The sequence below is a fragment of the Streptomyces sp. NPDC088197 genome, from assembly GCF_044741185.1.
In the GTDB taxonomy this organism is placed as follows: Bacteria; Actinomycetota; Actinomycetes; order Streptomycetales; family Streptomycetaceae; genus Actinacidiphila.
The window spans coordinates 80,454-92,407 of sequence record NZ_JBIUSD010000009.1; the positions used below are offsets into that span (position 1 = coordinate 80,454).

Here is an 11,954-nt window from a genome sequence, read left to right on the forward strand (position 1 = left end):
GTCGGTGACCGGAGCCGGTCACCGGAGCCGGGGCCTGCGCGAAGTGGTCAACAGGGCCCGGCTCCGGCGGTGTTGCTAGAGGGCCGAGCAGCAGTAGTACGCGGAGCTGGTCAGGCGGATGGTGCCGGCCTTGCGGATCGACATCTTCTTCATGGGGTTTCCTCCTCCCGGTTCCGTCGAGCGGTCTTCGGCCGCGGCTGGCCGCCGGGCCGAACCGGGCCAACTATGCGGTGGTAAAGCGCTCGCGCACGTCTGCAACATGACGTAGGCGCGTATGTGGGAATTGACTAGATGTACTCGTCCACGACCGCCGGGTGACCCCTTTTCGGCGTATACCCGTGTACGGCCGGGGACTTCACGGATTTCTGTTTGCGACAGATACGAGACCGCCGCCGGGGCGCGGCGCGGGGAATTACGCCGGATTCCCGCCGCGTCCGGTGAGCGAACACCGTCCGCCACCAGGCACCAAACCTTCACGCGGCCTTTGCGGAACGCCCGTACCGGCCACGATGAAAATGGGCCGGTTTCGCTCCGCCCCCGATGGCAGCTTCTTCGCTTCGCCGTCGACACACCGCTGCCGCGTGCTCACACTGCGCACATGACCAAGTCAGCGCCCTTCGTCGGGCGGTACCCCGAGAAGCGCGCCGCCGTCGCCGCCTTCGACCGCGCGGCGGCCGGCCAGGCCCAACTCCTCCTCGTCACCGGCGAGGCGGGTCTCGGCAAGACCCGCCTCGTCCAAGAGCTCGCCACCCTCGTCACCACCGCCCCCCGCCACGCCCGCCTCCGCACCGGCGACTCCGTCCCCCTCACCGGCCCCACCCTCGCCTACGGCCCCTTCATCGCCGCCCTCCGCGACCTCTTCGCCTCCGGCGCGGCCCCCCACCCCGCCCCCGGTGCCGCTCCACACGAGCGCGAACCCTCGCCGGACGGCGGCGCGCGTTCGCCGGGGAGCTTCGGGGGTGCGGCCGGTCCGTCGGACGGCGGCCCGGTGGCGGACGGCGTGGCCGGTGGGTCCGGCCGTACCGGCGCGGGGAGGGGGTCCGGCGATGCGGGGGTCGGCCCCGCGCCCGCAGTCGGGGGTGCTGCGCGCGGGCGCGGGGGCTTTGACGGGTGGGCTGAGACCGGGCCGGCTGGTGGACGGGGCGCGGCGTACGCGTTCGGTGGGGGGCGGCCGGCCACGCGGCAGCGGGTGTTCGAGCGGGTGCTGGGGGTGCTGGGGGAGATGTCGGCGCGTACGACGCTGGTGCTGGTGCTGGAGGACCTGCATTGGGCGGACGCGTCGACGCGCGATCTGCTGGCGTTTCTGGCGGTGCGGCTGAGACGACAGCCGGTGCTGATCGTGGCCACGGTGAGGGAGGAGGAGCTGACGGCGGACGCGCGGCGCTGGTTCGCGGAGCTGGGCCGATGTCCGAGGGTGACGCGGCTGCGGCTGAGCGGCTTGGCGGACGCGGAGGTCGCCGAGCTGGTGACCGCGCTGCTCCCGGCCGACGCGGACGCCGCCGACGTGGCGGCGGCTGTATCGGCGGCGGAGGGAAACCCGCTGTACGCACAGGAGTTGGCGCGGGCGGCCCGCCCCTGGCCGCCCGCGTCCATCGCGGAAGTGGTCCTCGCCCGCGTGAGCTGCGTGGACGCCGACGTCCGCGAGGTCATCGACCAGATATCCGTGACCGACGACGGCATGACGCACGAACTCCTCGCCGCCACCGTCCCCTTACCCGAGCGAACGCTGCTGGCCGCCGTGCGCCGGGCCGTCGAGCAGCGCCTGCTCACCTCCACCGAGGACGGTTACGCCCTCCCGCACGGCCTGATCCGCCAGATCCTGTACGCCGATCTGCTCCCGGGCGAGCGCCGCCGCCTGCACCGCCGTTACGCGCACGCCCTCGCCGCCCGTACCGCCTCGGACCCCGCCCTCCTGGCCCGGCACTGGCACCTCGCCGACTGCCCCGCCCGCGCGGCCACTTCGGCCCTGACAGCCGCCCGCCTGGCGGTCAACGCCCGCGCGTACCCCGAGGCCCACCGCCTCTACGCCCTCGCCGTCACCCTCTCCGACCACCTCTCCGAGGCCGCCGCCACCTCTCTCTGGCCGGAGGCCGCCCGCGCGGCCAGCTACGCGGGCGAGCCCCAGTGCGCCACGGAGTACGTCACCCGCGCGCTGGCCCTGTCGGCGGGCGGCGGCCCGGCCACCCTCAACGCACCACGCCACGGCCCGCGTTCGGCCGAGGCGTACCGCGCCGACGGAAGCCACGCGGCAGCCGCCGTACAGGGGCAGGCACAGGCACAGGCCCACGCAGAAGCGCAGGCACAGGCACACGCACAAGACCGCGCCCGCCTGCTCGAACGCCTCGGCGCCTACCGCCGCGAGGCCGGAGACCCCTGGGGCGCCATCGCCGCACTGGAAGAGGCGCAAGGGCTCCTGGCCACGGCGCCCGAGGCGACCGGCGCCCTCGAAGCCAGAGTCCTGGCGGCGGCGGCCGACATGCGCGTCCAGGTCGGCGACCCGGACGGCGCGCTGCCGCTGGCGCAACGGGCCTTACGGATGGCCGAGCGCATCGGCGCCCTCGCCGAGCACGCCCACGCCCTCACCACCCTCGGCATCGTCCGCGCCCAGCGCGGCGACCTGGAGGCGGGCCTCGAAGCCCTGTGCGCCGCACGCGACTTGGCCCGCCGTACGGACTCCGTCGAGGATGTCCTGCGCGCGGCCAGCAACCACATGTACCTGCTCTGTACGGGGGGCCGCTTCGCGGAGGCGCGCGAAGTGGCCCTGACCGGACGCCGCGCGGCCAGCGAACTCGGCGCGCCGCCCCCGCTCACCGCCGTCCTGGACTTCAACACGGCCGCGGTCCTCGTCGCCACCGGCCGCTGGCCGGAGGCCGACCAACTCCTGGCCGAACTCGTCGGCCAGTCCACCGCCCACATCACCCGCTATCTGCACCTGCTCCAACTGGAGTTGGCCGTCGCCCGCGGCGACCGCCGCCGCACCGCGGAACTCACCGCCGTACTCGCCGAAGCCCCCGACGACCCACGCCTGCTCGGCCCATGCCACGCCTGCCAGGCCGAACAGGCGCTGGACGCGGGGGAGTTGGCGACAGCCGCCGACCACGTCCTGCACGGCCTGCGGGCCGTCGGCGGCGGCGCCCTCGCCGAGGAGGAGATCCGGCTGCTCGCCGACGGCGCCCGCCTCGCCGCCGAACTCGCCCTGCTGCCGGGCCCGGTACGCCCCCACGGCCTGCCCGCCGCCTGGGACGGCTCCGCCGTGACCTTCGCCGAACGCGCCGCCGCCATCGCCGCCCGCCACTGCGGCGAACCCGTCGTCGCCGCCTTCGGCGCCCTCGCCGCGGCCGAACACTCCCGCGCCGACGGCTCCGACGACCGGGCGACCTGGCGGCAGGTCGCCGACGCCTGGCGCGCCGCCGACCAGCCCTACCGCGAGGCGTACGCACGCCTGCGCGAGGCCGGGACCGCGATCCGCGCGGGCCGCCGCGAACAGGCGGGCCGCGCCCTGGCCGCCTGCCTCGGCCTGGCCGAACCCCTGTCCGCAGCACCGCTGTTGCGCCTCGCCCACGAACTGGCCACCCGCGGCCGTCTCACCCGGCCGCCCGACCCCACGACCCGGTCCGTCGCCGCCCAGGCCCGCCTCGACCTCACCGAACGCGAGGCCCAGGTCCTCGCCCTGCTCTCCCGCGGCGAGAGCAACCGCCAGATCGCCCGCTCCCTCTACATCAGCGACCGCACCGTCGCCGTCCACGTCTCCCACATCCTGGAGAAGCTCGGCGTCCGCAACCGCACCGAAGCCGCCCTGGTCTACGCGCGTACGGACCGCCCCCGCCCCGAGCCCGCCCCGTAACCAATCGCGCCCGGAACAAACACACCTTCGCTCGATCGAGTCAAAAACCGACGACATCGCTCCGCTTGCCGCATTTGCCAGAGGCATCACACCAAGATCGGCGGCGGGCCGCTGTCCGGCCCGAAGAAGCGAGCGAGCCGGGCCGGGTGCCGGGCTCCGTGTGAAGGGGATTTGCGTGATCTCGAAAGCCAAGAAGGTCATCGGCTCGATGACCATGGCGCTGGCCGCCGCCGCCGCGCTGACCGTCGCCGTGCCGAGCGGCCCCGCCTTCGCCATCGACCACGTCGAGTGCGTCGGCGGCGCGGACTACCTGAAGATCTACTCGCACCTCAACGGCCGTGACAGCGTGGACTGTTACGCGAATTCGGGCCGGACCGACTTCGGCGGCTGGTGGGTCGACCGGATCGTCACGGGCAACAACGACCTGATCTACTACGACGTCAACGGCGACTCGGTGCGGATCAACCGCTGGACCGACATCACGTTCCCGAACCGCCCCCCGCGGGTCAAGAGCATCCAGATCCTCTGAACCCGCGAGTCTGCGAGTCCGCGGGCCCGCGAGCGCGCAAGGGTACGAACCGGCGGCCGGGCGACGTACGGCGCCCGGCCGGGGTACCGGCTCCTCGGATCAGCCCGCGCGGACGCCGTCGAGGATCGCCAAGGCCCGCTCCACGGACTGGTCGACGCCCGCGTCGCTGTACATCGTGTCGACCATCACATGGTCGATGCCGGTACGTTCGCCCGCGGCCTTGATCACCGTCACCACCTGCTCCGTGGACGTGCCCGCCTCGATGTTGACGCGCAAGACCGCGTCGATGACGCGCGGATCGCGGCCCGCCGTCCGCGCCGCCTCGTCCACCCGCGCCCGCTGCCGGACGATGCCGTCGAAGTCCACGAAGCCCGGCACCACGCACACCGGCAGCCAGCCGTCGGCGCGTTCCCCGATCCGGCGCAGCGCCCGCCCCGAGCGCGCGCCCAGGTACACGGGCGGCCGGGGCCGCCGCGCGGGCTTCAGCGGCGCGTGGTGCAGCGGCACCGACAACCGCGCCCCGCTGTACCCGGCCGGGTCCTTCGTCCAGATCTCTTCGAGTACGTCCAGCGTCTCGTCCATCCTGGCGCCCCGCGTGGCGAAGTCCACGCCCGCGGCCTCGTACTCCTCCGGCGACCAGCCCACGCCGAACCCCGCGAGCAGGCGTCCCCCGCTGATCAGGTCAACGGTCGTGAGCGACCTGGCCAGTTGGACCGGCGGATACAGCGGCGCCACCAGTACGTGGCTGCCGAGCAGGACGCGCTCGGTGGCGCTCGCGGCCACGCCCAGCAGGACGAACGGATCGGCCGCCGCGTTCAACTCCGGCGGAATCGTGCTCCCGCCGCCGTACCCGACGCTCGGATCGACGGCGGCCAGATTCCGGTCGCCCACCCACAGGCTGGCTCCGCCCGCCGACTCGATCCCGCGCGCGAACTCGGCGGCCCGCGCGACCTCGAAAGCCTGCTTGTTGAACTGCGGCAGTGCGAATCCGACCTTCATGGCCTCCTCCTACCCCGCCAGCCTCAGAGTTGGCTCGCAAAGCTCAGGAAGTCCGCCCACTGGGCGGGGGAGAAGGCGAGTTGGGGCCCTTCCTTGTCCTTCGAGTCCCGCACGTGGACGGTGCTCGGGCAGGCCGAGACCTCTACGCAGTTGTCGCCCTGAGATCCGCTGTGGCTGGACTTGTGCCAGGTGGCGGCCACTTCGATGCAATCGCCTTCGCTGCCGCTGCTGTAGCTGCTCTTGAACCAGGCCAGATCCGATGTGTTCATAGGGCTCCTCGCATTCGCTCCAGCAGGCCCCGCGAGTCTTCGGGGGTCAGAGCCTGCGAGCGAAGTTTTGCATACCGCTGTTGGAGCTCGCTGATCTCTTTGAGGTCTCCGATCAGCCGACCGTTCTTCTGCCCCTCGGAGTATCCGAACCACCTGTTCTGGCGCGTCTCCAGCAGTTGCAAGGGACCGTCTACGCCAGCATGCGAGGGGCATCGCAGCGGCATGATCTGCAACTCAACGTTCCAGTGCCGCGCAGTGAGATCCAGCAAGTGGTCGAGCAGGTCACGCGTGATGTCCTCGCCACCTGTGTGCCGCTCCAAGAGGGCCTGTTCGATGATGAAACTGAACGCACAGGGCGGTTCACGCTTGGTAGACAGCAACTCTTGCCGCTTGAGTCGCGCTGCGACCCGCTCGGCGACGGCCTTCTCACTGGCGAGCGGCGGGACGCTCTCCGACACGGCACGGGCGTACGCCGCCGTCTGCAACAGCCCTGGGATGAGGCGGCATTCGTACGTGTACAGGCTGATCGCCGTCTTCTCCAGGCGCGCCCACTGGTGGAACCAGGCCGCGAGGCCGGGCTGCCGCCCGACATGGTCGAGCGCCTTGCGTAAAGCTCCGGTGTTGCCGAGAACCGGTTCGGCGCGGTCCACGAAGTCGGCGTCGGGCATGCGTCGCCCCTGCTCGATCGAGGCGATCGTGTGTTTGGAGAAGCGCACCTGGTTGCCGAACTCCTCGCGGCTGAGGCGCGCGTGTTCCCGGAGCGCCTGGACAAACGCACCGAAGGTGCGCAAGCTGTCCGAGGTCTCGGGCTCGCTGCCGGGAGTGCCGGCACCCGTACCGGCGGAAGTTTCCGCCTCTCCCGCACCGTCCATGCCATCGGCCATCCTCGGCCACCTCCCGCGCGCCCGCCCGTTTGACCACATCGAGTCGGACAATGCTCACAGGGGGTGACGGGTACTGTCTACGTTTTGTGCGCGTACGCTGGCGCAGCGTACGCGGCGGGACCCTGGTGGGAGGGGCGGGGCCGGGGTCACATTGGGCGGTATGACAGCACCAACGATGCACGAACTCCCCGTGACCGAACGTGAGTTCAGCCAGCGGTTCAGCGCCACGCGGCGCGGGGCCCGGCTGGCGCGGCACGCGGCGTCGAACGAGCTCCACCTGTGGGGTGTCGCGCACGGCACCGAACTGGCCGAGACGGCCGCCCTGTTGGTGGCCGAGCTGGCGACCAACGCCGCCACCCACGGCCGCGTGGCCGGGCGCGACTTCGAACTCCGTATCCGCCTCACGGCGACCCTGCTCCGTATCGACGTCTCCGACGCCCGCGGGGAACGCCGTCCCCCGGACCCCGGCCAGCTCCGTCCCGCCTCCCCGCTCTCCGACTCCGGCCGGGGGCTCCTCCTGGTCGAAGCCCTCGCCACCCGCTGGTCGGTCCTCCCCCGCGACCCCGTCGGCAAGACGCTCCGCGCCGAACTCGACCTCCCCCTTCCCCTGGAAGCGGCCCCGTAGCGAGAGCGTGCCAAAGTGGGCGTTATGACGGCTGACGCAACAGACGTAACAGCGGATGAGGTCGAGGAGTTGTCGGCGGACGCGCTGCGCTGGCTGCTCGGGAACGCGCGGGAGGGCGAGGACGGCGGGCTCGCCTGGACCACCACGCCCTCGGACGACGAGCCGAACGCCTCGCTCTACAGCGGTACGGCCGGTGTGATCCCCGTACTCCTCGAAGCGCGGCGGCACTTCGGGGACGACCGGTACGGCGACGCGGCCGTGCGCGCCGCCCGCAGTGTGGCCGCCGCCGTCGACGGCTGGGACGGCAGCTCGCTGTACTTCGGCCTGACCGGCATGGCGTTCGCGCTGCGGGCCGTCCACGACGAACTGGGCGCCCCGGAGGCTGCGGCAGGCGCCGCGCGGGCCCTGGACCTGGTGCGCTCCCGTTTCGACGGGACGCGCTGGGGCGTGCTGTTCGAACTGCTCGGCGGCAACGCCGGTATCGGCCTGGGCGCGTTGGCGATGGGCGACGCCGACCTGGCCGTGCTCGCCGTGGAGCCGTATCTGCGGACGGCCGAGGAGACCTCGGCGGGCGTCCACTGGGAGGTGCGCACCGACGCGGCCCCGCGCCTGCACCACATCTCGCACGGCACGCTCGGCATCGTGTACGCGCTGGCCCGCGTCGGCTCGGCGACCGGCCGCACCGACCTGGTCGAGCTGGCGCGGGCGGGCGCCGCCGACGTCGTGGCGCGCGACGAGGACGGGCCGGACGGTTTCCTCGTACCCCACTCCGACCCGCAGGACCGGCCCGAACTCATCGAGCGCTACAGCTACGGCTGGTGTCACGGACCGGCCGGTGACGCCCAGGTCTTCCGGCTGCTCCGGGACGTCCTCGACGAGCCCGCCGCCTGGCAGGCGCTCGCCGACCGCTGCTGGCACACCGTGACCCACTCCGGCCTGCCCCGCCGCCTGCGGCCCCGCTTCTGGGACAACAACGGCCGCTGCTGCGGCACCGCGGGCGTCCTCGCCCTCGCCTGCGACCGGCTGGCGGAACAGGGCGACCCCCCGGACTTCGCCCGACTCCTCGCCGCCGACCTCTCCTCCCGCGCCACCCGCGACCGCGACGGCGCCCGCTGGTCCAACATCGAGCACCGCGCCACCCCCAGCACCCTCGAACCCCACCCCGGCTGGGCCATGGGCACCGCCGGCATCGTCCGCGAACTCCTCCGCTTCACCCGCCTCACCCGCCCCCGCCCCGCCGCCACCTCCGCCTACGCCCTCCCCTGGCCCGACCACCACCCCACCACCCCGGCCCGCTGAGGCGGGGGTTATGTCGGGGGGTGGAAGCCGCCGGTCAGTGGTTCGAGCAGTTCGGCCAGGCGCAGCGGGGTGCGGTCCTCGAACATCGGGCCGACGAGCTGGACGCCCACCGGCAGGCCCTCGGGGGACCGGCCCGCCGGGATGGCGGTGGCGGGCAGGCCGGGCATGGTGGGCAGACCGGCCCAGACGAGCTGGTCGAAGTACGGGTACCCGGCGCCGTCGATGTCGATCCGGCGTCGCCTCGGATCGGGGCCGTGGTCGTGCGGGAAGGCGGGAGTGGGCGTGATCGGGCAGACCACGGCGTCGAATTCGGCGAAGAACCGCCGCCAGCCGTGCCGGTGGAGCTCGCGGCGGCCGTTCGCGCCGAGCCAGTCGCGGTGGCTCAACACCATGGCGCGCAGCCGCGTCGCCTCCAGACTCTGGTCGTCCGGGCTCAATTCGGCTGCGAGGGCCCGTAGTTGCTCCTGCGCCTCGACCGGGAAGTGCGCCGTGGAACTCGACATCAGGAGCTGTGTGTAGACCACCGCGGCTTCGGCCAGATCGGGCAGCAGCGGGCTGTGCCGTTCGACGCGGGCGCCGCCGTCGGCCAGGGCGTCGGCCACCCGGCCCACGGCCGCCCGTACCGCGGCCCCGGTCGGAATGTGCGGGTGCTGGTCGAGGACCAGGACCCGGAAGTCGCCGAGCCGCTCGTGGCGCGCGGGCGGCAGCCTCACCTCGTACGCCACACCGGACGTCAGCGGGTCGGGCCCTGCCATGACGTCGAGCAGGAGCGTGAGGTCGCGCGCGGAGCGCGCCATCGGGCCGACGACGGCGAGGTCGAGGTCGACCGGCAGCGCCGGTGCGGGCGGCTGGGCCATGCCGCGGTTCGCCGCCAGCCCGAGCGTCGGCTTGTGCGCGTAGATCCCGCAGAAATGCGCGGGGGTGCGCAGCGAACCGGCGATGTCCGAGCCGATGGACAGCGCGCCGAAGCCGGACGCGAGGGCCGCCGCCGATCCGCCGGAGGAGCCACCCGACGTGCGGCCGTGGTCCCACGGGTTGTTGGTGGTGCCGTAGATCTCGTTGAAGCTCTGGATGTCCTGGAGCCCGACCGGCACATTGGTCTTGCCGAGCACCACCGCGCCCGCGGCCCTGAGCCGCGACACCTGCACCGCGTCCTCGGCCGGCAGGTGGTTCCGGTGCTGCGGCATGCCCCAGGTCGTGGGGAGCCCGGCCACGTCGTACGACTCCTTGACCGTCACGGGAATGCCGAGCAGCGGCCGGTCCTCGCCGCGGGCCCGCGCCGCGTCGGCCTCCCGCGCGGCGGCCCGAGCGCGGTCGAAGTCCGGCACACAGATCGCGTTGACCGCCTCGTCGTCCCGCTCGATACGGGCTATCGCCTCGTCGGTCAGTTCCGCCGAGGTCACGTCACCGGCGCGCAGGGCGGCACTGAGTTCTTCCGCCGTCTGAAAGCTTCTGTCCATGCCAGGGACCGTACGGGCGGTCCGCTGGAGCCACGAAATGTCGATTCGGGCAAGGGAAAGCCGCCCCGATCTCCGGGGTCCGGGGGCCACTTCGCGGCCGGCCCCGGCGCGCCCGGAGCCGTAGCCTCCGCAATTGTCGCAGCGCTGTTATATTAGCGCTGTGACAACTTCTGATCCCACCGCGCTCCCCGACCCCTGGCACACCCTGCACGAGCTGCTGGCGGCCATGGACGCCGAGATCGAGCAGCTCTACGTCGAGCGCGGCATCACGGGCGTACGGCCCCGGTTCGCGTATCCGCTGATCCGGCTCGCGCACACCGGCCCGCTGACCATCCGCGAGCTGGCCAAGTCCCTGAACCGCTCGCACTCCGCGATCAGCCAGACCGTCGCCGCCATGCGCAAGGAGGACCTGGTCACCTCGGAGCCCGGCCCCGACGCCCGCACCCGGCGGATCGACCTGACCGAACGCGGCCGGTCGCTCGTACCGTTCCTGGAGGCGGAGTGGCGCGCCACCCACGAGACCGTCGCCGAACTGGACGCCGAGGTGCCGTACGCCATGACCGCCGTCGTCGAGGAGGTGCGGCGCGCGCTGGAACACCGGTCGATGCGCCAGCGCATCCTCAACCGCCTGGTCGAGCCGCCGAAGTGAGCGGACGGATACGCGTCCGGTTCCTCGACACCCGTCCGCTGCGCGGCAGTCAGCCCTTCCGCGACCTGTGGATCGGCACGTCCGTCTCCCAACTCGGCGGCCAGATAGCCAATGTGGCCGTCCTCGCCCAGGTCTGGGACCTCACCGGCAGCCCGGTCGGCACCGGCGCGATCGGGCTCGCCACCGGGCTGCCGATGCTGCTCTTCGGGCTGCTCGGCGGCGCGTTGGCCGACACCGTCGACCGCCGCGCGCTCGTACGCGCCACCACCACGGGCCAACTCCTGGTCGCCGCCGCCCTGTGCGCCCAGGCCCTGGCCCACAACAGGAACGTCCTGCTCCTGCTCGCCCTCGTCGCCCTGGCCACCGTCTTCAGCGCGCTCGGCGCTCCCGCCCGGCGCACCTTTCCCGTCCGGCTGCTGCCCGGCGACCAGGTCGCGGCCGGTCTCGCCCTCACCAACGTCTCCTTCCAGGCCGCGATGCTGGCCGGGCCCGCCGCGGCCGGACTGATCATCGCCCGCTGGGATTTCCCCGCCGCGTACGGGATTCAGGCCGTGGCCATGGCGGTCTCGATGCTCGCGGTGATTCGCCTGCCGGCGATGCGGCCGGAGGGGGGTGAGGGGACGGCGTCCGAGGGGGGCGGTGGCTGGCGTCGGCGCGCGAAGTGCGGTGGGCTTGGGCGCGCGCTCGGGAAGGGCGGCGGGCGGCGGCGTGCCGAGCGCGGCGGGTGGCGGATCGTCCTGCGCCGACCCACCCTCTGGGGCTCGATGGCCACCGACCTGGCTGCGACGCTCCTCGCCATGCCCGTGGCGCTCTTCCCCCTCGTCAACGAGATCCGCTTCGGCGGCAACCCGCGGACCCTCGGCCTGTTCCTCTCGGCCGTCGCGGTCGGGGGCATCACGGCCGGTCTGCTCTCCGGCACGGTGACCCGCTGGCGGCGCGGCGGCCTCGTACAGCTCTCCGCCGCCGTGGTCTGGGGCCTGGCGCTGGCCGGGTTCGGGCTGGCGGGGCCTTTGTGGCTGGCGCTCGGCTGCCTGGCCGCGGCGGGGGCCGCCGACACCGTGTCCGTCGTCACGCGCAGCGCCCTGGTCCAGTTGGAGACGCCGGACGCGTACCGGGGGCGGGTCTCCTCCGTGGAGCACGTGATCGGTGTCGCGGGGCCCGAACTCGGCAACTTCCGGGGCGGCCTGCTGGCCTCGGCCACCTCCGCCCCGTTCTCCCTGGTCCTCGGCGGGGTGTCCGCCGTCCTGGCGGTGCTGGCCGTGGCCGCGACGAACGCGCCGCTCCGGGCGTACCGCACGCCGTCCCACGGCGGTGCGGACACCGACGCCGGGCCGGTCCCGGACGCCGACCTGGCGGTGGCCTCCGGCCAGGTCCCGTGAATTCTCCGAATCCGATC

Annotated in this window: 10 protein-coding genes; 6 read left to right on the forward strand and 4 right to left on the reverse strand. The window is 73.1% G+C overall.

What is annotated here, in order from left to right; translation table 11 throughout:
• Positions 1–598 precede the first annotated feature (598 nt).
• Positions 599–3,844, forward strand: coding sequence for a helix-turn-helix transcriptional regulator (locus tag ACIOC1_RS22160; protein WP_401856140.1), 3,246 nt, complete (start codon positions 599–601; stop codon positions 3,842–3,844).
• A 175-nt stretch (positions 3,845–4,019) separates the two neighbouring features.
• Positions 4,020–4,373: a beta/gamma crystallin domain-containing protein gene (locus ACIOC1_RS22165; RefSeq protein ID WP_355336359.1), complete on the forward strand. Its 354-nt coding sequence runs from the start codon at positions 4,020–4,022 to the stop codon at positions 4,371–4,373.
• A 99-nt stretch (positions 4,374–4,472) separates the two neighbouring features.
• On the opposite strand, the gene ACIOC1_RS22170 is transcribed toward ACIOC1_RS22165, so the two are convergent.
• From ACIOC1_RS22170 to ACIOC1_RS22180, 3 genes are read right to left on the reverse strand one after another with little or no spacing between them, the layout of a single operon-like run.
• Complete coding sequence (locus ACIOC1_RS22170; protein WP_391162541.1) at positions 4,473–5,372, reverse strand: TIGR03619 family F420-dependent LLM class oxidoreductase; 900 nt, start codon at positions 5,370–5,372, stop codon at positions 4,473–4,475.
• Between the two features lie 23 nt (positions 5,373–5,395).
• On the reverse strand, positions 5,396–5,641 hold the full coding sequence (locus tag ACIOC1_RS22175; protein ID WP_401309823.1) for a DUF397 domain-containing protein: 246 nt from the start codon (positions 5,639–5,641) through the stop codon (positions 5,396–5,398).
• Positions 5,638–6,513, reverse strand: a complete 876-nt coding sequence (locus ACIOC1_RS22180) for a helix-turn-helix domain-containing protein (protein WP_401310131.1) — start codon at positions 6,511–6,513, stop codon at positions 5,638–5,640. Before ACIOC1_RS22180 ends, ACIOC1_RS22175 begins: the two co-directional genes overlap by 4 nt.
• 172 nt (positions 6,514–6,685) lie before the next feature.
• Here ACIOC1_RS22180 and ACIOC1_RS22185 point away from each other — a divergent pair, with 172 nt between their 5' ends.
• Both ACIOC1_RS22185 and ACIOC1_RS22190 read left to right on the forward strand, forming a co-directional pair.
• Positions 6,686–7,150 (forward strand): ATP-binding protein, encoded by a 465-nt coding sequence (locus ACIOC1_RS22185; RefSeq protein WP_355336365.1) that lies wholly within the window; start codon positions 6,686–6,688, stop codon positions 7,148–7,150.
• A 24-nt stretch (positions 7,151–7,174) separates the two neighbouring features.
• Positions 7,175–8,449, forward strand: coding sequence for a lanthionine synthetase LanC family protein (locus ACIOC1_RS22190; protein WP_401856141.1), 1,275 nt, complete (start codon positions 7,175–7,177; stop codon positions 8,447–8,449).
• Between the two features lie 8 nt (positions 8,450–8,457).
• Here ACIOC1_RS22190 and ACIOC1_RS22195 read toward each other — a convergent pair whose 3' ends face one another.
• Positions 8,458–9,909, reverse strand: a complete 1,452-nt coding sequence (locus ACIOC1_RS22195; protein ID WP_401856142.1) for an amidase — start codon at positions 9,907–9,909, stop codon at positions 8,458–8,460.
• Positions 9,910–10,069: 160 nt separating this feature from the next.
• Here ACIOC1_RS22195 and ACIOC1_RS22200 point away from each other — a divergent pair, with 160 nt between their 5' ends.
• Both ACIOC1_RS22200 and ACIOC1_RS22205 read left to right on the forward strand, forming a co-directional pair.
• Positions 10,070–10,558, forward strand: a complete 489-nt coding sequence (locus ACIOC1_RS22200) for a MarR family transcriptional regulator (RefSeq protein WP_355336369.1) — start codon at positions 10,070–10,072, stop codon at positions 10,556–10,558.
• Positions 10,555–11,937, forward strand: coding sequence for an MFS transporter (locus tag ACIOC1_RS22205; protein WP_401856143.1), 1,383 nt, complete (start codon positions 10,555–10,557; stop codon positions 11,935–11,937). Before ACIOC1_RS22200 ends, ACIOC1_RS22205 begins: the two co-directional genes overlap by 4 nt.
• Positions 11,938–11,954: the final 17 nt, after the last annotated feature.

Excerpts from the sequence above, each read along its gene's own strand:
- ACIOC1_RS22160 (WP_401856140.1), top strand. The coding sequence starts at position 599 with ATGACCAAGTCAGCGCCCTTCGTCGGGCGGTACCCCGAGAAGCGCGCC.
- ACIOC1_RS22170 (WP_391162541.1), bottom strand. The coding sequence starts at position 5,372 with ATGAAGGTCGGATTCGCACTGCCGCAGTTCAACAAGCAGGCTTTCGAG.
- ACIOC1_RS22175 (WP_401309823.1), bottom strand. The coding sequence starts at position 5,641 with ATGAACACATCGGATCTGGCCTGGTTCAAGAGCAGCTACAGCAGCGGC.
- ACIOC1_RS22180 (WP_401310131.1), bottom strand. The coding sequence starts at position 6,513 with ATGGACGGTGCGGGAGAGGCGGAAACTTCCGCCGGTACGGGTGCCGGC.
- ACIOC1_RS22185 (WP_355336365.1), top strand. The coding sequence starts at position 6,686 with ATGACAGCACCAACGATGCACGAACTCCCCGTGACCGAACGTGAGTTC.
- ACIOC1_RS22190 (WP_401856141.1), top strand. The coding sequence starts at position 7,175 with ATGACGGCTGACGCAACAGACGTAACAGCGGATGAGGTCGAGGAGTTG.
- ACIOC1_RS22195 (WP_401856142.1), bottom strand. The coding sequence starts at position 9,909 with ATGGACAGAAGCTTTCAGACGGCGGAAGAACTCAGTGCCGCCCTGCGC.